The following is a 21,131-nucleotide window of genomic DNA, read 5'->3' as shown; positions in this document are numbered from 1 at the left end:
TCGCCGCATGACCACCGCCTTGGAACCCGCCCTGTCGGTCCGTCAGGTCCTCGCCCTGGAGCGGGTGCTCGCCGGGGAACCCGAGGTGGTGGCCGGCGCGAGCCAGCTCGACCGGCCTGTGCGCTGGGTGCACGTCGCCGAGGCGGCCGACGTCGGCGTGATGCTCAGCGGCGGCGAGATGGTCCTCACCACCGGGGTGCTGCTCGCGGGCGACCCGGAGGCCCAGGCCGAGTACATCCGCTCCCTGCACCGCGCGGAGGCCTCGGCCGTCGTCCTCGGACTCGGCCGGGCCTTCCCGACCCCGCCCGAGGTGATGCGCAGGGCGGCCGAGCGGTGCGGGCTGCCGATGGTGGTCCTGCACCGCCCGTTCCCCTTCGCGGAGTTGACCGAAGAGGTCCAGTCCCGGCTCGTACGGCGGAAGTTCGCCGCCGTCAGCCTGTCGGAGTCCGTCCGGACCGCGCTGACCGGGCTCATCACGGCGGGTGCCCCGCTGCAGCGGATGCTCGACGAGATCGCCTCGCACAGCGCGTGCCCCGTCGTCGTCACCAACCTCGCCCACCGTGTCCTCGCCACGGCGGGGGAGCGGTCCGCGGTCGACGACGTGCTGCGCGACTGGGAGCGCATCGCGCGGCAGGCCGGCGGCAGTGAGGGCGACGGCTGGGTCCGTGCCGAACTGGGCGGACGCGGCGAGCGCTGGGGCCGCATCGTGCTGTGCGGCTACCGCGGCGACGCCGCCACCGGACGGCTGCTCGCCGACCGCGGGGCCGAGGCACTGGTCCTGCACCGCATGCTCGGCGGCACCGTGCACTCCTGGGAGGAGCAGTCCGCCGAGAGCCTGCTCACGGACCTCGTCTCCGGAGTCGTACCGGCCCGCCAACTGCTGCCCCGGGCCCGGGCGGCCGGACTGCCGGTCAACCGCCGGACGTTCGTGCCCCTGGTCGTACGGGACACGGAGGCGGCCCAACTCGACCGCGTACTGCGTCTGTTGGGGCTGCCCGGGCTCGTCGCCGAGCTGGCCGACGGGGTCATCGCCGTACTGCTGAGCCTGGCCAGGGACCAGGACGCCGAGGCCCTCGCCGCCCACTTCGCCACCCGGCTGCGTACGGAGTCCGGTGCCGGCGCCGCGGACGGCGGCAAGGCGGTCGTCGTCGCGGCGGCCGACGCGCGGACCGGGTGGGACGACGTGCCCGCGGGGCTGCGCGAGGCCCGGCACGTGGCCGACGCCGTCGCCGAGAGCCCCGCCGGACTCGATCTGCCGGTCGTGGTGCGGCTGCGGGACGTACATCTGCGCGGGCTGGTCCGGCTGCTGCGGGACGATCCGCACGTCCAGTCGTTCGCCGAGCGGGAGCTGGACGGGCTGCTGTGCGGGGCGGACGCGGAGTCGGAACTGCTGCCGGTGCTGCGGACGTATCTCGCCACCGGCCGCAACAAGTCGCGCACCGCACAGCTCCACCATGTCTCGCGGCCCGCGCTGTACCGGCGGCTGGAGGCGATAGAGGCGCGGCTGCGGGTCGACCTCGACGACTTCGAGCAGGCGGCCTCCGTGCACATCGCCCTCCTCGCGCACGACGCGCAACAAGGCTGAGAATCTCGACGCGCAACAGCTCCGAAACATGGGAAGACCTGGGAAAACGGCGGTGAAACATGGGCCTTCGCAAGGGTGACACCGTGGAACGCCACACGCCCTCAGACGTGACACGCTGCAACTCAAAGAGGACTTCCGGACTTCCTAGGCTCCTGGGGCGGGCGTCGGAAGTTCCGTCTGCCCTACGACGCCCGGCACGCACTCTCGCCGCACCGGGCACAAGCCCAAGTACGTCCAGTACGAGGACTTGCGCCCGGCACGCCGAGAGCACGCACCGGACGCCGCAGGGCCCGCCCTCCGGGCGGACGACGGCACTTCCGACGCCCGCCCCAGCACACCGAGCGACCGGAGGTCCCGATGAGCAGAGTGATTCGCGCCGCCGTCTTCCAGACCGCGTGGACGGGCGACAAGGAATCGATGATCCAGGTCCACGAGCAGGCGGCCCGCGACGCGGCCGCACAGGGTGCTCAGGTCCTGTGCTTCCAGGAGCTGTTCTACGGGCCCTATTTCTGCCAGGTCCAGGACAAGGCGTTCTACGAGTACGCCGAACAGATCCCCGAGGGCCCGATCGTCCAGCGCTTCCAGGCGCTCGCCAGGGAACTGGGCATCGTCCTCGTACTGCCGATGTACGAGGAGGAGCAGCCCGGCGTCCTCTACAACACCGCGGCGGTGATCGACGCCGACGGCTCGTACCTCGGCAAGTACCGCAAGCACCACATCCCGCAGGTCGAGGGCTTCTGGGAGAAGTTCTACTTCCGGCCCGGCAACGCGGGTTGGCCCGTCTTCGACACGGCGGTCGGCAAGATCGGTGTCTACATCTGCTACGACCGGCACTTCCCGGAGGGCTGGCGCGCGCTGGGTCTCGCCGGGGCCGAGATCGTCTTCAACCCATCGGCCACCTCGCGCGGACTGTCCGCCTACCTCTGGCAGTTGGAGCAGCCGGCCGCGGCCGTCGCCAACGAGTACTTCGTGGGCGCCATCAACCGCGTGGGCGTGGAGGAGCTGGGCTCCAACGACTTCTACGGCACCTCGTACTTCGTGGACCCGGAGGCCCAGTTCGTCGGGGAGGTGGCGAGCGACAAGGAGACCGAACTCGTCGTCCGCGACCTGGACATGGCCAAGCTCCGCGCGGTACGCGACCGCTGGCAGTTCTACCGCGACCGCCGCCCGGAGGCGTACGAGCCGCTGACGGCTCCCTGACCGGGGATCACGTCGGGGGCTCCCCGCGCCCCGGTTTCTTGGGGGCGCGGGGAACTGCGCGACCAGCCACGACGCACCCGCACGTACCCAACGGCCGCATTCCACCGGGGTGCCCACGACAGGAGAGGAAACCATGAGCAGCCGTACAGTCATCCGCGGTGGCCTAGTGATCACCGCGTCGGACGAACTCCACGCGGACGTCCTGGTAGAGGACGGCCGCATCGCCGCCCTCGCCGCGAGCGGCACTCCCGCCGCCGAGGCCTGGACGGCCGAGCGGACCATCGACGCCACCGGGAAGTACGTGATCCCGGGCGGCGTCGACGCCCACACCCACATGGAGCTGCCGTTCGGCGGCACCTTCGCCTCCGACTCCTTCGAGACCGGCACCCGGGCCGCGGCCTGGGGCGGCACGACCACGATCGTCGACTTCGCGGTGCAGAGCGTCGGCCACTCGCTGCGCGAGGGCCTCGACGCCTGGAACGCCAAGGCAGACGGCAAGTGCGCCATCGACTACGCCTTCCACATGATCGTCTCCGACGTGAACCAGGACACGCTCAAGGAGATGGACCTGCTGGTCGAGGAGGGCGTCACCTCCTTCAAGCAGTTCATGGCCTACCCCGGCGTCTTCTACAGCGACGACGGCCAGATCCTGCGCGCCATGCAGCGCTCCGCCGAGAACGGCGGCCTGATCATGATGCACGCGGAGAACGGCATCGCGATCGACGTGCTGGTGGAGCAGGCGCTGGCCAGGGGCGAGACCGACCCGCGGTATCACGGCGAGGTCCGCAAGGCGCTGCTCGAAGCCGAGGCCACCCACCGAGCCATCAAGCTCGCCCAGGTCGCCGGAGCCCCGCTGTACGTCGTGCACGTCTCGGCGCAGCAGGCGGTCGCCGAGCTGGCGCGCGCACGCGACGAGGGCCTGAACGTCTTCGGCGAGACCTGCCCGCAGTATCTGTTCCTGTCGACCGACAACCTCGCGGAGCCCGACTTCGAGGGCGCCAAGTACGTGTGCTCGACGCCGCTGCGGCCCAAGGAGCACCAGGCCGCCCTGTGGCGGGGCCTGCGCACCAACGACCTCCAGGTCGTCTCCACCGACCACTGCCCCTTCTGCTTCGTCGGCCAGAAGGAGCTGGGCCGCGGCGACTTCTCGAAGATCCCCAACGGTCTCCCGGGTGTCGAGAACCGCATGGACCTGCTCCACCAGGCCGTCGTCGACGGACACATCTCGCGCCGCCGCTGGATCGAGATCGCCTGCGCCACCCCGGCCCGGATGTTCGGCCTGTACCCGAAGAAGGGCACGATCGCGCCGGGCGCCGACGCGGACGTCGTCATCTACGACCCGCACGCCGAGCAGATCATGTCCGCCGAGACGCACCACATGAACGTCGACTACTCGGCGTACGAGGGCAAGCGCACCACAGGACGCGTCGAGACGGTCCTCTCGCGGGGCGAACTCGTCATCACCGAGCGGGAGTTCACCGGGCGCGCCGGGCACGGCGTCTACACCCCCCGCTCCACCTGTCAGTACCTTCTCTGAGCGACTAGGAGTGGCGCCATGGACTTCGGACTTGTCCTGCAGACCGACCCACCTGCCTCCCGCGTCATCAGCCTGATGAAGCGGGCCGAGCGCAACGGCTTCACGTACGGCTGGACGTTCGACTCCGCCGTGCTCTGGCAGGAGCCGTTCGTGATCTACAGCCAGATCCTCTCCAACACCACGAAGCTGAAGGTCGGCCCGATGGTGACGAACCCGGGCACCCGCACCTGGGAGGTCACCGCCTCGACCTTCGCCACGCTCAACGACATGTTCGGCAACCGCACGGTCTGCGGTATCGGACGCGGCGACTCGGCGATGCGCGTGGCCGGCCGCAAGCCCAACACGCTCGCCCGGATCAGCGAGGCCATGAAGGTCATCCGGGCGCTGGGACGCGGTGACGAGGCGGACCTCGGCGGCACGGTCGTCAAGTTCCCGTGGATCAAGCCCGGCGCCGAACTCCCGGTCTGGATGGCCGCGTACGGCCCCAAGGCGTTGAAGATGACCGGTGAGGAGGCCGACGGCTTCATCCTCCAGCTCGCCGACCTCTACCTGACCGAGTACATGGTCAAGGCCGTGAAGACCGCGGCCGTCGAGGCCGGACGCAACCCCGACGACGTCAAGATCTGTGTCGCCGCGCCCGCCTATGTCACCGAGGACGACTCGCCCGAGGCGCTCGCCCACGCGCGTGAGCAGTGCCGCTGGTTCGGCGGGATGGTCGGCAACCACGTGGCCGACCTCGTCTCCAAGTACGGCGAGCACTCCGCCGCCGTACCCGACGAACTCACCGACTACATCAAGTCCCGTGAGGGCTACGACTACTCGCACCACGGACGCAGCGGCAACCCCGACACCCAGTTCGTGCCCGACGAGATCGTCGACCGGTTCTGTCTGATCGGCCCGGCCGAGAAGCACATCGAGAAGCTGAACGCGCTGCGCGAGCTGGGCGTCGACCAGTTCGCCCTGTACGACATGCATGACGCTCAAGAGGCGGTCATCGAGACGTATGGATCAACGGTCATTCCTGCTGTCAACGGTTGATGGCGGGTCTCGGCAGTTGATGGCCCGTCCCGGTGGTTGATGGTCGACCCATCCATCAACCATTGACGGCACCCGCTCCATCCTGCTCCACCCACTCAAGTCGTCCCCTTCCCACCTCCCCGGGAAGGGGACCGCACCACCGCACCACCACCCCCACGGCGCCACCCGCACGGCCTTTCCCGTCCCGCCTCATTGATTGGCCTGCCCATGACCGAAACCGTCCCCACGGGGCCGCCGATATCCCAGTCCGCCGACGCCGACGGCCGGATCGAACTCACCCCCGGGGCCTTCCCCGCCGACAGTCCCTTCGCCAACGAGGACCTGCGTCCCGTCCCCGTCTCCGAGCGCAAGTGGACGACGTACAACTTCGCGGCGCTGTGGATATCCATGGCCCACTGCATTCCCAGCTGGACCCTGGCCTCCGGCCTGGTCGCCCTCGGCATGGACTGGAAGCAGGCCGTCTTCACCATCGCCCTGGCCAACATCATCGTGCTGCTGCCGATGCTGGCCACCGGTCACGCGGGACCCAAGTACGGCATCCCGTTCCCCGTACTCGCCCGCGCCTCGTTCGGTCTTCGCGGCGCCAACGTCCCGGCGCTGATCCGGGCCGCCGTGGCCTGCGGCTGGTTCGGCATCCAGACCTGGATCGGCGGCAGCGGAATCTTCGCCCTGGGCTCCAAGCTCACCGGTGGTGAGTGGGAGAACGCGGGGAAGATCGCGGGCAACCCGTGGCCGCTGTGGCTCTGTTTCATCCTGTTCTGGGCCCTGCAGATCGCGATCATCTACCGCGGTATGGACTTCCTGCGGCACTTCGAGAACTGGGCCGCGCCCGTCGTGATCGTCGGTGCGTTCGCGCTGCTCATCTGGATCGCGGTCAAGGCCGACGGCTTCGGCGCGCTGCTCGACCAGCCCTCGAAGCTGGGCTGGGGCGCCGACTTCTGGCCGGTCTTCTTCCCGTCCCTGATGGGCATGATCGGCTTCTGGGCGACCCTGTCCCTCAACATCCCCGACTTCACACGCTTCGGCGCCAGCCAGAAGGCGCAGACCTGGGGGCAGTCCCTCGGTCTGCCCACGACGATGACGCTCTTCGCGATCCTCGCCGTGCTGGTCACCTCCGGCTCCGAGGCCGTCTACGGAGAGGCGATCTGGGACCCGGTGGCCCTCGCGGCCAAGACGGACAACGCGTTCGGTCTGCTCTTCGCGCTCTTCATCGTGTTGATCGCCACGATCTCCGTCAACATCGCGGCGAACGTGGTCTCCCCGGCCTACGACCTGTCCAACCTGGCCCCGAAGTTCATCAACTTCCGTACGGGCGCGCTGATCACGGGTGTCATCGGCATCCTGATCTTCCCGTGGAAGCTGATCTCCACGCCCGAGTTCTACATCTTCACCTGGCTCGGCGTGGTCGGCGGTCTGCTCGGCACGGTCGCGGGCATCCTGATCGCCGACTACTGGATCATCCGCCGTACGGTCCTGCACCTCGCCGACCTGTACACGCCCGGCGGACGCTACTGGTACACGAACGGCTGGAACTGGCGCGCTGTGCTGGCCTTCGCGGTCGGCGGAGTTCTGGCGGTCGGCGGCTCGTACTCGAACGTCGACGCCAAGGGCGCCAAGCTCGGCCCGTTCCCGACGGACGGACTCATCCCGTTCCTCAAGCCGCTCGCGGACTACGGATGGGCGATCGGCCTCGCCTCGTCGCTCGTCCTCTACGTCGCGTTGATGGCGCCGTTCGCACGGGCCGAGCGGGAGGAGCGCACGGAGAAGGCCGACCAGTCGGCCTGACGCCGGCAGGCCGCGTTGGGAGCCCTCCTACTGAGCGGCCTCCAGCGCGGCCATCGCCTCCTTGGCGGCCTTGATGGCGCCCTTGTTGATCTCGTCCGTACTGGGCGCCTTCTTCGACTCGAAGTCGCTGCCGTTGTACGTGATGACCACCATGGCGTTGGACGCCTGGACGAACACCTGGCCCTCGCGCGTCTGCTGCTTGTCCTCGGTGGTGAGGTTCACCACCGAGTAGGCAGCGTCCCCGAGACCGGGAACCACGCCTCCGCCGCTCTTCTCCGTCGTGCGCTGCTTGTAGGCGGCCTGCGCGGCCTGGTCCGATTTCTTGATTTCGTACGAAATGTCGAGCCAGCGGTAGTCGAAGCCCTTGAGCGCGTTCCACGAACAGGTGCGGCGCAGCGACTCGTCGGTCGACGGGATCTCCTTGCCGGCCGTCTTCGCGTCCGGCACCAGCGAGGTCACCGTCTTCTTCGACACGCCCGTGCAGGGCGCGGGCGAGGCGCGGTACGTGCGGCTGGCCGCGGCGGTCGACGGCGCGGACGGTGACGCCCCGCCGTCGGGGGCCGCCTTCTTCTCCGCGGCCGGGGTCGCGGCGAACGGCCCGGACGACAACGACCAGCCCGCCAGGGCGAGCACGACAACCGGCAGCAGACGCGCGGTGAGAGCGAGTGGAAGAGAACGCACGGCGCACATTTCGTGGGGGACGGTGCGGAGGGTCCGCACAGCGGACGGGACGCCAGTGTCACATGCCTGCCTGTGGGGCGGTAGTACAAACTCGCTCCGTGCCCGGGTGGTGACAGGGACTCACCCCTGACGGTCCATGACCTCGTGCGATATCGGGTCACCCAGGGGCAATGCCCGCTCGATGCGGTCAACGGCGGCGAACGCACCGTACGCGACGAGCCGGACCAGACAGCGGTCCGTGTACGGCGGCTGCTTCCACGCCGCCACATCCTCGTCCGTGATCCGGTACGGAGCCAGCGCGGCCAGTAACGCCAGCCGCGCCCCGGGCCTGTCCCGCCGGTCGGGCAGGGCGTCCCACACCAACGGCTGATGCGTACCGTCCCACGCCGCGACGACGTTCCGTACGAGGTCCTGGTCGGCCTCGGTCAGCAGCCCGGCGCCCTCCGAGGCGGCCGCCCGCAGCGCCGCGTAGGCGGGGCCGACCGTCGTGCCGGCCGCCCAGGACGGGCCGGGGCCCGGGTCACCGTCGAGGAGGGCGAGGCTCGTGCCCGGGGTGAGACGCCTGCGCAGGGTCTTGGCCAGGGAACGGCCGGCGAGGCTGCGGACCGGCCTGAACCGCTGGGTGTTGCCCGGCAGCAGGTTCTCCGTCAGCAGGGCCGAGACGATCCGGTTGATGAAGTGGAAGGACAGCGCGGTCCCCACGTACGCGGCGGTGTGCCTGACGAAGAAGGGCAGCGGGGTGAGATCGGGGTGGCCCGGGACACGGGTCGCCTCGCCCCAGGCGACCATGCGCGCCTGCACCTCCTTGTCCGGGGTCCCGCCGCGGGCCAGCCGCTCCGCGAGGGCGTGGTTGCCGGTGGCGTGCAGCAGGACGGTGTGCGCGTCCACACAGAACGGACACCTGTTGGCGCGGGACACCCCGAACGCGGCCAGCTCCTTGCCGGTGCGGCTGCCGTCGCCCGCGAGCAGCGACTCACGCATCAGGGCCCAGGTGGCGGCGAGGAGTTCGGGTGCGGAGGACAGGACGACGAACGTGACGGCTCCGTCGATGCCGAAGTCCTCGGAGAGCTGTCGGTAGACCTCGGCGGTCCGGCCGGTGGCGGACCTTGGCGGCGGAGGCTGGGTGTAGCGAAAGGGCGTGGTCACGAACGGGTAGCTGAAGGGTGTGGTCATGCCGAGAACCCTCGCTCCCGAGGGTGCCTCGGGGCGTCGTACGGCCGAAGGCAGTTGGCGGTGCTCCGACGCGACCGGGCCGGGCGCCGGACTACTGCGCCGGGAGTAGTCGCGGGGCCGTCCACAGGGCTGACGACCTTGTCGGCACGGCGGTCTACCGTACGGACATGGACGCGGACCAGGCCACTCTCAAGCGGCTCGCCGACGTGGCGCTCGCCGTCGTGATCGGCGCGATCGTCGTGTCCGTGGCGGCCTTCGACAAGGACACCGCGCCGGTCGACTACGCGCTGATCGTGACCGGTTCGCTGGCGCTGGCCGCGTACCGGAAGGCACCTCGCGCGGTGCTCGCCGTCACCACGGCCGCGCTGGGCGGCCATGTGCTGCACGCCGAGCCGGGACTGGTGGCCGCCCTCCCGGTGATGGCCGCGGTCCACACGGCGGCACAGGCGGGGCACCGGGGCGTGGCCGCTGCCGCGGGCGGGGTGTTCCTCGGGGCGTGGCTCGCAACGGGCGTCACCTCCCAGGCCACCGTCGAGCAGACCGCGTTGCTCGCGGGCTGGTTCCTGTGCGCCGTCGTCACCGGTCTCGCGGGCCGCAACTGGCAGGCGTATCTGCGCCAGACCGAACAGCGCGCGCTGGAGGCCGAACGCACCCGCGAGGAGGCGGCGCTGCGCCGCGCGGGGGAAGAACGCCTGCGCATCGCCCGTGAGTTGCACGACTCCCTCACGCACAGCATCTCGATCGTCAAGCTCCAGGCGGGAGTCGCCGTCCACCTCGCGCGCAAGCGCGGCGAGGAGATACCCCCGGCCCTGCTCGCCATCCAGGAGGCGAGCGGCGAGGCCATGCGCGAACTGCGCGCCACCCTTGAGGTGTTGCGCACCGACGAGCCGACCGGCACACCGGCCCTGCTCGTGGAGCGCGCCCGGGCCGCGGGCCTCGCCGTCGACCTGACCGTGACCGGCAACGAGCGCCCGCTGACGGCGACGGTGGACCGCGCCGCGTACCGCATCGTCCAGGAGGCCCTGACGAACGCCGCCCGGCACGCGGGGCCCGCCAAGGTGGCCGTCCAACTGGAGTACGAAGAGCGCGAGTTGACGATACGCGTCGACGACGACGGCACCGCCGAACCGTCCCGGCCGCCCTCCGAGGGCATCGGGCTCACCGGCATGCGCGAACGCGTGACGGCCCTCGGCGGCACCCTGCACGCCGCCCCGCGCGCGGAGGGCGGCTTCTCGGTACGGGCCCGAGTGCCGCTGGACCTGCCGTGAGCGGCCTGATCAGGGTCGCGCTGGTCGACGACCAGGCCCTGATGCGCGCCGGGTTCCGGGCACTCCTGGACGCCGAGGAGGGCATCGAGGTGGTCGGCGAGGCCGCCGACGGGGAACAGGGCCTGGCGCTGGTGCGCGCGCATGTCCCGGACATCGCCCTCGTCGACGTCCAGATGCCGGTGATGACGGGCATCGAGGCGACCCGCCGTATCGCCGCGGACCCTGAACTGTCCGGCGTACGCGTGGTGATGCTGACCAACTACGGCCTGGACGAGTACGTCTTCGAGGCGCTGCGGGCCGGTGCCAGCGGATTCCTGCTCAAGGACACCGAGCCCGCCGACCTGCTCCAGGCCATCGAGGTCGTCGCGCGCGGCGAGGCCCTGCTGTCGCCGTCCGTCACCCGCACGCTGATCGGCGAGTTCGTGGCCAGGCCCCCGGACCGGGCCAGCGCCCCCGGGCTGGAGTGCCTCACCCGCCGCGAACGCGAGGTCACCGCGCTCGCCGCCCGCGGCCTCACCAACGAGGAGATCGCCGCCCACATGGTCATCAGCCCCTTCACGGTCAAGACCCATGTCAGCCGCGCGATGACCAAGCTCGCGGCCCGGGACCGTGCCCAACTCGTGGTGTTCGCCTACGAGTCGGGGCTGGTCGCGGCCCGCGGGACGGTGGAGTGAGGGGCACGGGCGGGCGACGGCGGCATGGGAGGGATGGCCCGGAAGGCGGTGGTACGGGAGGCGGTGGTACGGGAGCGGGCGGAGTGACGGCTTCCGGTGAGGTGTCGTGTGATGATCGGCGCGTGATCGCGATACGCCCGAGATCGGTCCAGAGCGTCGCCCTCGTCTGTCTGCTGGCGTTGGGGTTGAGCGGCTGCGGGCTCTCCGCCGAGCTGGACCGGGAGAGCAACCCCGAACGCAAGCCCACGCCCAGGCCGACGCTGACCGTGGACGTGCCGACCCGGGCGGCGAATCCGTCCCCGTCCGGAATCCCCACGCACTCTCCGTCCGTACCCGTCCAGGAGGGACAGGGGTGCCCGCCGTCCGGCCTGCGCTTCCGGGCCGACGAGGGTGACGCGGCCATGGGGCTGCGTGCCATGGGGCTCGACGTCACCAACTGCGGTGACCGCCCGTACAAGTTGAACGGCTACCCGGCCGTCACCGTCCTCGACGCCTCGGGCGACCCCTTCCCGGGCGTACGGACCGTCGAGGGCACGGACAAGGTGTCCATGGCACCGGAGGATCCGGGACCCCGGTCGCTGACCCTCGCCCCCGGTGAGAGCGCGCACGCGGCCCTGTACTGGCGGATGCACAACCAGGACGGTGTCTACCTCCGCGTCGCCCCGGCGAAGGGGGACGACACCGTGACCGTGCGGCCTCCGTATCCGCTCGACATCGGCCCGGAGAACATCCTGGGGACGACGGCCTGGCAGCCCTCGGAGTAGGGGGCGCGGCGGGCTGCGTACGATCGCCGGACGCCTGCCGGACGACCGCCCGCGGTCCGGATGCCCGCGCCGCAGTGAGGAGTTCCCCGTGTTCACGACCCGACCCACGCTCCAGGGCACCTTCGGGATGGTGTCCTCCACGCACTGGCTCGCCTCCCAGTCGGCGATGGCCGTGCTGGAGGACGGTGGCAACGCGTACGACGCCGCCGTCGCCGCCGGATTCGTGCTGCACGTCGTCGAGCCGCACCTCAACGGACCCGCCGGTGAGGTGCCGATCATCCTCGCCCCGGTGGGCGGGGAGATACGGGTGCTGTGCGGACAGGGCGTCGCACCGGCCGGGGCCACGATCGCCCACTACAGGGGACTGGGTCTGGATCTCGTACCCGGTACCGGGCCCCTCGCGGCCGCGGTGCCCGGCGCCTTCGACGCGTGGATGCTGCTGCTGCGCGACCACGGCACGAAGTCCCTGGCGGACGTCCTGAAGTACGCCATCGGGTACGCGGAGGACGGCCACGCGCCCGTGGAGCGCGTCGGCGAGACCGTCGAGACGGTACGGGAGCTCTTCGAGAGCGAGTGGACCTTCTCGGCCGACGTGTACCTGCCGGACGGACGGCCCCCGCGGCCGGGCGAGCTGTTCCGGAATCCGGCGCTGGCCGCGACGTGGAAGCGGCTGGTGACGGAGGCCGCGCAGGAGGCCGGGGCCCGCGGGGAGGCCGATGCCGGTCGGGAGCCCGGAGCCGGTCAGGCGGCCGGAGACCGTCAGGAGCCCGGGGCGCGGGACGGGGGAGAGCGGGTCGCAGAGATCGAGGCGGCTCGGCGGATCTGGCGCGAGGGCTTCATCGCCGAGGCCCTGGTACGGCAGGCTGCCCGGCCCACGATGGACACCAGCGGTGAACGGCACTCCGGCACGCTGACGGCGGCCGACCTGGCCGCTTGGTCCGCGTCGTACGAGGCGCCGGCCACGTACGACTGGCGGGGCTGGACCCTGTGCAAGGCCGGGCCCTGGAGTCAGGGCCCGGTGCTCCTCCAGCAGCTGGCCCTGCTGCCGCCGGAGCTGCCGCGGTACGGCTCCGCCGAGTACGTGCACCTGCTGATCGAGGGCTGCAAGCTCGCGATGGCCGACCGCGAGGCCTGGTACGGAGACGTGGGCGAGGTCCCCCTGGAAGAGCTGCTGTCGGCGGACTACAACGCCGGGCGGCGGGCGCTGGTCGGGGAGAAGGCCTCCTACGAGCTGCGGCCGGGCAGCCCCGGCGGGCGGGCCCCACGGCTCAGCGGGCACGCGCGCGTGGTGGCCGCGGGGGAGGACGGGTTCGACGCGCTGGGGGTGCCGGGGGCGGGAGAGCCGACGGTGGCGCGGGCGGGAAGTGCGGCGGGTGCCGGGGAACCGACGGCGGCTGGCGCCGGGGAGCCGACGGTGGCTGGAGCTGGGGCTGGGGCCGGGGCCGGGGCCGGGGCTGGGCACGCGGGTGCGGGGGCAGGTGCGGCGGGTGTAGGTGCCGACCGGGTGAGTGCGGGGGCGGGTGCGGCGAGGGTGGCTGCCTGCCAGGCGGATGCGGGCCTGGGAGAGCCGACCGTCGCCGAGCCGTCGGCCTCGCCCCTGCCCGGGGAGCCCGACGTCTCCGCGGACGGGGCGACCCGGGGCGACACCTGCCACCTCGACATCGTCGACCGCTGGGGCAACATGGTCGCGGCCACGCCCAGCGGCGGCTGGCTGCAGTCCAACCCGGTCGTGCCGGAGCTGGGCTTCCCGCTCGGCACCCGGCTCCAGATGGCCTGGCTGGACGAGGGCCTGCCGAACTCCCTCACGCCGGGCCGCCGTCCGCGTACGACGCTCACGCCCTCGCTCGCGCTGCGGGACGGGGTGCCGGTCATGGCCTTCGGCACGCCCGGCGGCGATCAGCAGGACCAGTGGCAGCTGCACTTCTTCCTGGCGGTCGCCCTGCGAGCGGATGTGCGCGGCGGCCTGGACCTCCAGGGCGCCGTCGACGCCCCGAACTGGCACAACGACAGCTTCCCCGGCTCCTTCTATCCGCGCGGAATGCGCCCCGGCAGTGTCACCGTCGAGTCACGCACCGACCCGGAGGTGGTGGAGGAGCTGCGCCGGCGAGGCCACGACGTCCAGGTCGGCGACGCCTGGTCCGAGGGCAGGCTGTGTGCGGTGGCGCGGGACCCGCGGACCGGAGTGCTCTCGGCGGCGGCGAATCCGCGGGGGATGCAGGGATACGCGGTCGGACGCTGAGGCCGGTGTGGCGCTGATCTCGTAAAACCCGTTATTCATGGTGATTCCACCCGGGATACACCGGCCGGGTGTGGATTGTCAGTGGCGCGTGCTCTCATGGAGGCATGATCCAGGACATCGAAACCATCGACGAGTTTCTCGCGCACCGCACCGCCGACGTAGAAGAGGCCGTCCGCACGGCGGCCGCCACGGAGATCATGCCGCGCTTCCGGCAGCTCGCCGCGCACGAGATAGACGAGAAGAGCGGCCCGCACGATCTGGTCACGGACGCCGACCGGAAGGCCGAGGAGTATCTCACCGAGGCGCTGGTCAAGCTCCTGCCCGGCTCGGTCGTCGTCGGCGAGGAGGCGGTCCACGCCAACCCCGCGACGTACGAGGCGATCAAGGGCGAGGCGCCGGTCTGGATAGTCGACCCGGTGGACGGCACCCGACAGTTCGTCCACGGCGACCCGGGCTTCTGCACCCTGGTCGCGCTCGCCCACCGCGGAGTCGTGCTGGCGTCGTGGACGTACGCGGCGGCCCGCGACCAACTCGCCGTCGCCGTCCGGGGCAAGGGCGCCCTCCTCGACGGCGAACCCCTCCGGGCCGGCTCGCCCGCCCCCGGACGTGACCTCGAAGTGGCCACGTCCCACCCGGACTACACGACGGACGACCAGAAGCGCGCGCTCCTCGGCCTCTGGACGGAGGGTGTCGGCCCGCGCGCGTGCGGCTCGGCCGGGCTCGAGTACCTCGCGGTCGCCCGGGGCGAGTTGGACGCCACGGCGTTCTCCTGGGAGGCCGCATGGGACCACGCGGCGGGCATCCTGCTCGTCGAGGAGGCGGGCGGCGCGCACCTGACGCTCGCCGGTGAGCCCTTCCGCATAACCGGCGGCAACACGCTCCCGTTCACGGCGGCACGGGACGCGGCCACGGCCCGCCGCGTCGTCGGACTGCTGTCGGGCGGGGCCTGACCTGTGACGGCCCGGGGCTGAGGCGGGGCCGTCGGTCGGTCCGGCATATCCTGATCCCCAGTGGCCGTCGGCTGACAAAGGAGTCCGAAGGTGCCGTCGATGCTCGATGCCGTCGTGGTGGGTGCGGGGCCGAACGGACTGACGGCTGCCGTGGAGCTGGCCCGGCGCGGCTTTTCCGTGGCCGTCTTCGAAGCGCGCGACACGGTCGGGGGAGGCGCCCGCACCGAGGAGCTGACCCTGCCCGGCTTCCGGCACGACCCGTGCTCCGCCGCGCATCCCCTGGGCATCAACTCACCCGCGTTCCGCGCGATGCCGCTGGCGAGGTACGGCCTGGAGTGGCTGCAGCCCGAACTGCCCATGGCGCACCCCTTCCTGGACGGCACGGCGGCCGTGCTGTCGCGTTCCGTGGCGGAGACGGCCGCCTCGTTCGGACCGCGTGACGCGGGCACGTACCGCAGACTCGTCGAGCCGTTCACCCACACCTGGGACACCCTTGCGCGGGACTTCATGTCCCTGCCGCTCACCGCGCTGCCGCGCGACCCGGTCACCCTCGCCCGGTTCGGCCTGGCCGGGCTGCCGCCCTCGACATGGCTGATGCGCCGGTTCCGCGACGACCGGGCCAGGGCCCTGCTCGCCGGACTGGTCGCGCACGTCATGGCACCGCTGGGCGGCATCGCCACCGGCGCCGTCGGCCTCGTCTTCGCGCTGGCCGCCCATGCCCGGGGCTGGCCCGTCGCCCGCGGCGGCTCCCAGTCGATCTCCGACGCGCTGACCGCGTACCTCAAGGACCTCGGCGGCACCGTCCACACCGACTACGAGGTCAAGCGTCTCGACGACCTGCCGCCCGCGCGCGCGTACATCTTCGACACCTCGCCCACCGCGCTGGCCCGTATCGCGGGCTTCGGGCGGTACTACGAGCGGTTCCGGTACGGGGCGGGCGTCTTCAAGGTCGACTACGCCCTCGACGGACCGGTGCCGTGGACCGCGAAGGAAGCCCGCGCCGCCGGCACGGTCCAGGTCGGCGCGAGCAGCAAGGAGATCGGCGCCGCCCTGCGCGCGGCCTCCCGGGAGGGCCGTGCCCCCGACTCGCCGTTCCTGATCACCGTGCAGCCGAGCGTCGTCGACCCGTCCAGGGCACCGGCCGGAAAGCACGTGTTCTGGGCGTACGGGCACGTGCCGAACGGCTGGACCGGTGACCTCACGGACACGATGGAGCGCCAGCTGGAGCGGTTCGCGCCCGGCTTCCGGGACCGCGTCCTCGCCCGCGCCACGGCGGGCCCGCCCGAACTGGCCGCGCGCAACGCCAACTACGTGGGCGGTGACATCGCCTGCGGCACGGCCTCCGGCCTCCAGCTGATGCTGCGTCCCAAGCTGTCCCTGTTCCCGTACAGCACCCCGCACCCGGCGGTGTTCATCTGCTCCTCGGCCACCCCTCCCGGCGCGGGCGTGCACGGCATGTCGGGGCACAACGCGGCCAAGGCCGTGTGGAGGAGACTGCGCCAGTCATGACCGCCATCGAGTTCGTCCAGGGCGACATCACCCGGCAGAGCGTGGACGCGATCGTCAACGCCGCGAACTCCTCCCTGCTGGGCGGCGGAGGCGTGGACGGCGCCATCCACCGGCGCGGCGGCCCCGAGATCCTGGCGGAGTGCCGCAAGCTCCGTGCCTTGCACTACGGCAAGGGCCTGCGCACGGGCCAGGCCGTCGCCACCAGCGCGGGCAAGCTGGACGCGCGCTGGGTGATCCACACGGTCGGCCCCGTCTTCAGCCGGAGCGAGGACCGCTCGGAGCTGCTGGCCTCCTGCTACCGGGAGTCGCTGCGGGTCGCCGACGAACTGGGCGCGCGGACCGTCGCGTTCCCGGCCGTCTCCGCCGGTGTCTACGGCTGGCCGATGGACGACGCCGCCCGCATCGCGGTCGGGACCGTACGGGGCACAGAGACGGCGGTCACCGAGGCCAGGTTCGTCCTCTTCGACGAGCGGGCGTACGAGGCGTTCACGGCGCAGGCCCGCTGACACCCGGCCCGACCGGACCGTCCCCATGCCCCGTCGGCCCTCAGGATCACACAAAGTCCGACAGGGTCATTGCTCCGATTGTGTTCGGGTCCTAGGGTTTTCTGTGGCTCAGTAGGTGTCTTTGTCCTCAGCGGTCGCATTCTGTCCTGACATCAACTTCCGTCTGTCAGTCGCTTCGACCAGCTCGACAGAGCTGACGCTCCCTCAGTTCGCGCACCCCACTGTCGTACCGAGGAAGGCCACAGTCATGCCGTACCCGCACCCGCAGATGCCTCCCGTCAGCCGCCGCCGACTGCTTGAGGGCGGAGCCGCCGTCCTCGGTGTGCTCGCCCTGCCCGCGTCGTCCGCCCCGACGCACGCGGCCGAGAGACCCGGGACCGCCGCCGGCAACCCGGAGTGGAACGGCGCCATCGACGTCTTCCGGGTGGGCACCGAGCCGCCCCACACCACGCTCACCCCGTACGCGGACGTCGGACAGGCGCTGGCCGGCGACCGCAGCCGCTCGCCGTACCGGCTGAGCCTCGACGGGAAGTGGAAGTTCGCCTACGCCGACCGCCCAGACGACCGGGACACCGACTTTTACCGTACGGACGTCGACGACAGCTCCTGGGACAGCATCCCGGTCCCCTCCGCGTGGCAGGTGCACGGCTACGACTTCCCGATCTACATCAACATCACGTATCCCTACTGGGGTCCCAACGGCCTGGGCGAGGAGCCGCAGCCGCCGGCCGCCCCGACCCGCTACAACCCCGTGGGCCAGTACCGGCGCACCTTCACCGTCCCCGAGGGCTGGGCGGGGCGGCGGACGTTTCTGCACTTCGAGGGCGTGAAGTCCGCCCACTACGTCTGGATCAACGGTGAGTTGGTGGGCTACAGCGAGGACTCCTACGTCCCCGCCGAGTACGACATCACCCCGCACCTCAAGCCCGGCACCAACCAGATCGCGGTGGAGGTGTACCGCTACTCCGACGGCGACTGGCTGGAGGACCAGGACATGATCCGGCTGAGCGGCATCTTCCGCTCGGTCCACCTGTACTCCACACCGGCCGTGCACCTGCGCGACTTCAAGCTGGACACCCCGCTGAGCGACGACTACAAGGCCGCCGAACTGTCCGTCACCGCGAGCGTGCGCGCCTACGGAGACGGCAAGAGCACGGGCACGGGCACGGACAAGGTCGAGGGCAGAGGGCGGTACTCCGTCGAGACCCAGCTCTACGACGCACGCGGGCACGCCGTCTGGCCCCGTCCGCTGCAGCAGGCCGTCGACCTCGGCTCGGCCCCGGCCGGCGAGGACGTGACGGTACGGGCCGCCAGGGCCGTGCCCGCGCCGAAGCTCTGGTCGGCCGAGGACCCGTACCTCTACACGGCCGTGCTGCGGCTGCGCGACCCGGCGGGCAAGGTCGTCGAGACGCTCTCGCACCGGGTCGGCCTGCGCGAGTTCGCGCTCAAGGGCGGGCTGATGCGCATCAACGGCAGACCCGTCTCCTTCCGGGGCACCAACCGGCACGAGATGCACCCCGACCGGGGCACCGCGCTCACCCGCGCGGACCTGGTCGAGGACATCGAGATCGTCAAGCGGCTGAACATCAACACGGTCCGCACCTCGCACTACCCCAACAACACGCTCTGGTACGAACTCGCCGACGAGTACGGCCTGTACCTCGTGGACGAGACCAACCTCGAAACCCACGGCATCCGCAACGAGTACCCGGGCAACCACGCCGACTGGACCAGAGCCTGCGTGTCCCGCGCCCAGAACATGGTCCACCGCGACAAGAACCACGCCTCCGTCGTCATCTGGTCGCTCGGCAACGAGGCCGGCGGCGGCAGCACGTTCGTCGCCATGCACGACTGGATCCGCTCCTACGACCCCACGCGCGTCATCCAGTACGAGGGCGACGACCGCCCGGGGATCAGCGACATCCGCTCGGAGATGTACGACAGCCCCGCGCGCGTCGAGCAGCGGGCCAAGGACACCGCCGACACCCGCCCGTACGTCATGATCGAGTACTCCCACTCGATGGGGAACTCGACCGGCAACTTCCAGAAGTACTGGGACCTCATCCGCCGCCACGACGTCCTCCAGGGCGGCTGGATCTGGGACTTCGTCGACCAGTCACTGAGCTGGCCGACCCCGAGGCGCGTGCTGTTCACCGAGGCCGGGCCCGGCAGGGTGCGCGGTGAGATCCAGGCAGGCAGTGCCACCTTCGACCGAGAGAAGGGCCTGTCGGGCAGTACCGTCTTCGCCCGTGACACCGGCCTCGACATCACCGGCTCGCTCACGCTGGAGGCCTGGGTCACCCCTTCCGTGACCGGCTACCACCAGCCGCTCATCGTCAAGGGCGACACCCAGTACGCCCTCAAGCAGTCGGACAGGACCCTGGAGTTCTTCATCCACGGCGGCGGCCAGTGGATCACCGCGAGCTGGGCGCTGCCGGACGACTGGACCGGCAAGGAGCACCACGTCGCGGGCGTCTTCGACGCGGAGGCGGGCACGCTGACCCTCTACGTCGACGGCGCGGCGAAGGCCACCCGGACCACCACCCGGCGGCCCGCCAACAACACCGCACCCCTGTCGCTCGCCACCGACGTCGACAACCCGACCCGGGAGTTCAGCGGCACGATCCGGCGGGCGCGTGTCTACGCCCGTGCCCTGTCCGCGGCCGAACTGGCGTCGGACGGGCGCGGACCCGGTGACGACGGGGTGCGGTTCTGGTTCGACGCGGCCACCGTGAAGGTCACCGAGAAGCGGCCGAAGGAACGCACGTTCTTCGCGTACGGCGGCGACTGGGGCGACCACCCCAACGACGGGGCCTTCGTCGCCGACGGCATCGTCACCGCCGACCGCGGACACACCGGCAAGGCCGCCGAGGTCAAGCAGGTCTACCAGGCGATCGACGCCGCACCGGCGTCCGGCACATCCCTCGCCGTCGGAGCCGCGGTCACCCTCACCAACGAGTACCTGTTCACCAACCTCCGTGAATACGACGGGAGCTGGACCCTCGTCGCCGACGGCGAGGTAGTACGGCGTGGAAAGCTGAGCCGCGCCCAGCTGGACGTCCCGCCGCTCAGCAGCAAGGACATCACCGTGCCCTTCAGGCTGCCGGCCGACCCGGCGCCCGGCGCGGAGTACTTCCTGCAGCTGTCCTTCACCACCAAGGAACGCACGAAGTGGGCGAAAGCCGGTTTCGAGGTGGCCAAGAAGCAGCTCCCGGTCGACGCCGACAGCCCGGCCGCGCGGCCGGTTCCACTGGAGCGCGTGCCCGCCCTGAGCCACCAGGACGGCGAGCGGTCCATCAAGGTCAAGGGCAAGACCTTCTCCGTCACCGTCGACAAGCGCACGGGAGTCATCACGTCGTACGAGGCCCGTGGCACCCGACTGATCACCTCCGGACCCGCGCCGAACTTCTGGCGGGCACCGATCGACAACGACCGGGGCAACGGCCAGCACGTACGCAACCAGACCTGGCGCGACGCCGGGGCCCTGCGCAAGGTGACGGACGTGAGCGTGCGCGCCCTGCGCGACCGGGCTGTCGTCATCAAGGTCGCGGGGACCCTGCCCACGACCACGGCATCGACGTACACCACGACCTATACGGTCTTCGGCAACGGCGAGATCAAGGTCGACAACACCCTGCACCCGGGGGCGGCGAACCTGCCCTACATCCCGGAGGTCGGCACCCTGCTGTTCCTGCCGGGCCGGCTGGAGCGCCTGCACTACTACGGCCGCGGTCCCGAGGAGAACCACTGGGACCGCAACACCGGCACCGACGTGGGCCTGTACTCCGGAACCGTCTCCGAGCAATGGACGCCCTACATCCGCCCGCAGGAGAACGGCAACAAGACCGACGTCCGGTGGGCCGCACTGACCGACCGCGACGGCGTCGGGCTGCTCGTCTCCGGCGAACCGCTCCTTGAGGTCAACGCCTCGCACTTCACCCCGGAGGACCTGTCGGTCGGCACGCGCCACGACTACCAGTTGACCCCGCGGGATGAGGTCGTACTCCGCCTGAACCACCGGCAGATGGGGGTGGGCGGCGACAACAGCTGGGGCGCGCACACGCACGACGAGTACAAGCTCTTCGCCGACCGAGACTACTCCTACACCTACCGGCTGCGCCCGCTCACCGACGTCGACACGGCGATGGCGGCCTCGCGGCGGCCCACGGCGGGGGAGTTCTCGGGGTAGCACGGCAGGGAGTTCCCCGGCCCGTACGGCGGG

Annotated in this window: 15 protein-coding genes; 13 read left to right on the top strand and 2 right to left on the bottom strand. The window is 71.1% G+C overall.

Annotated features, from left to right (window positions below; genetic code table 11):
- Positions 1 to 7 precede the first annotated feature (7 nt).
- The 5 genes from JEQ17_RS10775 (at position 8) to JEQ17_RS10755 (ending at position 7,145) form a co-directional block, all read left to right on the top strand.
- A complete protein-coding gene (locus tag JEQ17_RS10775; RefSeq protein ID WP_200395031.1) occupies positions 8 to 1,585 on the top strand; it encodes a PucR family transcriptional regulator in 1,578 nt (525 codons plus the stop codon).
- A 357-nt stretch (positions 1,586 to 1,942) separates the two neighbouring features.
- Entirely contained in the window at positions 1,943 to 2,785 is an 843-nt protein-coding gene (locus JEQ17_RS10770) for a nitrilase-related carbon-nitrogen hydrolase (RefSeq protein ID WP_200395030.1), read from the top strand.
- Between the two features lie 133 nt (positions 2,786 to 2,918).
- Entirely contained in the window at positions 2,919 to 4,322 is a 1,404-nt protein-coding gene (gene hydA / locus JEQ17_RS10765; protein ID WP_200395029.1) for a dihydropyrimidinase, read from the top strand.
- Positions 4,323 to 4,340: 18 nt separating this feature from the next.
- Complete coding sequence (locus JEQ17_RS10760; RefSeq protein ID WP_200395028.1) at positions 4,341 to 5,360, top strand: TIGR03842 family LLM class F420-dependent oxidoreductase; 1,020 nt, start codon at positions 4,341 to 4,343, stop codon at positions 5,358 to 5,360.
- A 207-nt stretch (positions 5,361 to 5,567) separates the two neighbouring features.
- Entirely contained in the window at positions 5,568 to 7,145 is a 1,578-nt protein-coding gene (locus JEQ17_RS10755) for an NCS1 family nucleobase:cation symporter-1 (protein ID WP_200395027.1), read from the top strand.
- A 27-nt stretch (positions 7,146 to 7,172) separates the two neighbouring features.
- Here JEQ17_RS10755 and JEQ17_RS10750 read toward each other — a convergent pair whose 3' ends face one another.
- The gene (locus JEQ17_RS10750) at positions 7,173 to 7,835 is read right to left on the bottom strand and encodes a hypothetical protein (protein ID WP_200395026.1); all 663 of its coding nucleotides are present in this window, start codon (positions 7,833 to 7,835) and stop codon (positions 7,173 to 7,175) included.
- Positions 7,836 to 7,946: 111 nt separating this feature from the next.
- On the bottom strand, positions 7,947 to 8,972 hold the full coding sequence (locus JEQ17_RS10745) for a carboxymuconolactone decarboxylase family protein (RefSeq protein ID WP_200401428.1): 1,026 nt from the start codon (positions 8,970 to 8,972) through the stop codon (positions 7,947 to 7,949).
- Between the two features lie 194 nt (positions 8,973 to 9,166).
- Here JEQ17_RS10745 and JEQ17_RS10740 point away from each other — a divergent pair, with 194 nt between their 5' ends.
- From JEQ17_RS10740 to JEQ17_RS10705, 8 genes are all read left to right on the top strand, one after another.
- Positions 9,167 to 10,267 carry a sensor histidine kinase gene (locus JEQ17_RS10740; RefSeq protein ID WP_200395025.1) on the top strand — a complete coding sequence of 367 codons (1,101 nt, stop codon included), beginning with the start codon at positions 9,167 to 9,169 and terminating at the stop codon, positions 10,265 to 10,267.
- 5 nt (positions 10,268 to 10,272) lie between these two features.
- On the top strand, positions 10,273 to 10,941 hold the full coding sequence (locus tag JEQ17_RS10735) for a response regulator (protein ID WP_200401427.1): 669 nt from the start codon (positions 10,273 to 10,275) through the stop codon (positions 10,939 to 10,941).
- 122 nt (positions 10,942 to 11,063) lie between these two features.
- Complete coding sequence (locus JEQ17_RS10730; RefSeq protein WP_200395024.1) at positions 11,064 to 11,705, top strand: DUF4232 domain-containing protein; 642 nt, start codon at positions 11,064 to 11,066, stop codon at positions 11,703 to 11,705.
- An 88-nt stretch (positions 11,706 to 11,793) separates the two neighbouring features.
- On the top strand, positions 11,794 to 13,944 hold the full coding sequence (locus JEQ17_RS10725; RefSeq protein ID WP_200395023.1) for a gamma-glutamyltransferase family protein: 2,151 nt from the start codon (positions 11,794 to 11,796) through the stop codon (positions 13,942 to 13,944).
- A 104-nt stretch (positions 13,945 to 14,048) separates the two neighbouring features.
- Complete coding sequence (locus JEQ17_RS10720; protein WP_200395022.1) at positions 14,049 to 14,894, top strand: inositol monophosphatase family protein; 846 nt, start codon at positions 14,049 to 14,051, stop codon at positions 14,892 to 14,894.
- A gap of 99 nt (positions 14,895 to 14,993) precedes the next feature.
- The gene (locus JEQ17_RS10715) at positions 14,994 to 16,403 is read left to right on the top strand and encodes a phytoene desaturase family protein (protein WP_200401426.1); all 1,410 of its coding nucleotides are present in this window, start codon (positions 14,994 to 14,996) and stop codon (positions 16,401 to 16,403) included.
- Positions 16,400 to 16,909, top strand: coding sequence for an O-acetyl-ADP-ribose deacetylase (locus tag JEQ17_RS10710; RefSeq protein WP_200395021.1), 510 nt, complete (start codon positions 16,400 to 16,402; stop codon positions 16,907 to 16,909). Before JEQ17_RS10715 ends, JEQ17_RS10710 begins: the two co-directional genes overlap by 4 nt.
- A gap of 247 nt (positions 16,910 to 17,156) precedes the next feature.
- Complete coding sequence (locus tag JEQ17_RS10705; protein ID WP_200395020.1) at positions 17,157 to 21,098, top strand: glycoside hydrolase family 2 TIM barrel-domain containing protein; 3,942 nt, start codon at positions 17,157 to 17,159, stop codon at positions 21,096 to 21,098.
- Positions 21,099 to 21,131 lie beyond the last annotated feature (33 nt).

Origin of the sequence: Streptomyces liliifuscus (genome assembly GCF_016598615.1) — a bacterium.
GTDB classification, from domain to species: domain Bacteria; phylum Actinomycetota; class Actinomycetes; order Streptomycetales; family Streptomycetaceae; genus Streptomyces; species Streptomyces liliifuscus.
The sequence above is the reverse complement of the archived record's forward strand: the minus strand, read 5'-3'. Positions and strand labels throughout refer to the sequence as shown.

Coding starts and splice junctions, on each gene's coding strand:
- JEQ17_RS10775 (WP_200395031.1), top strand. CDS start 8: ATGACCACCGCCTTGGAACCCGCCCTGTCGGTCCGTCAGGTCCTCGCC.
- JEQ17_RS10770 (WP_200395030.1), top strand. CDS start 1,943: ATGAGCAGAGTGATTCGCGCCGCCGTCTTCCAGACCGCGTGGACGGGC.
- hydA (WP_200395029.1), top strand. CDS start 2,919: ATGAGCAGCCGTACAGTCATCCGCGGTGGCCTAGTGATCACCGCGTCG.
- JEQ17_RS10760 (WP_200395028.1), top strand. CDS start 4,341: ATGGACTTCGGACTTGTCCTGCAGACCGACCCACCTGCCTCCCGCGTC.
- JEQ17_RS10755 (WP_200395027.1), top strand. CDS start 5,568: ATGACCGAAACCGTCCCCACGGGGCCGCCGATATCCCAGTCCGCCGAC.
- JEQ17_RS10750 (WP_200395026.1), bottom strand. CDS start 7,835: ATGTGCGCCGTGCGTTCTCTTCCACTCGCTCTCACCGCGCGTCTGCTG.
- JEQ17_RS10740 (WP_200395025.1), top strand. CDS start 9,167: ATGGACGCGGACCAGGCCACTCTCAAGCGGCTCGCCGACGTGGCGCTC.
- JEQ17_RS10720 (WP_200395022.1), top strand. CDS start 14,049: ATGATCCAGGACATCGAAACCATCGACGAGTTTCTCGCGCACCGCACC.
- JEQ17_RS10715 (WP_200401426.1), top strand. CDS start 14,994: ATGCTCGATGCCGTCGTGGTGGGTGCGGGGCCGAACGGACTGACGGCT.
- JEQ17_RS10710 (WP_200395021.1), top strand. CDS start 16,400: ATGACCGCCATCGAGTTCGTCCAGGGCGACATCACCCGGCAGAGCGTG.
- JEQ17_RS10705 (WP_200395020.1), top strand. CDS start 17,157: ATGCCGTACCCGCACCCGCAGATGCCTCCCGTCAGCCGCCGCCGACTG.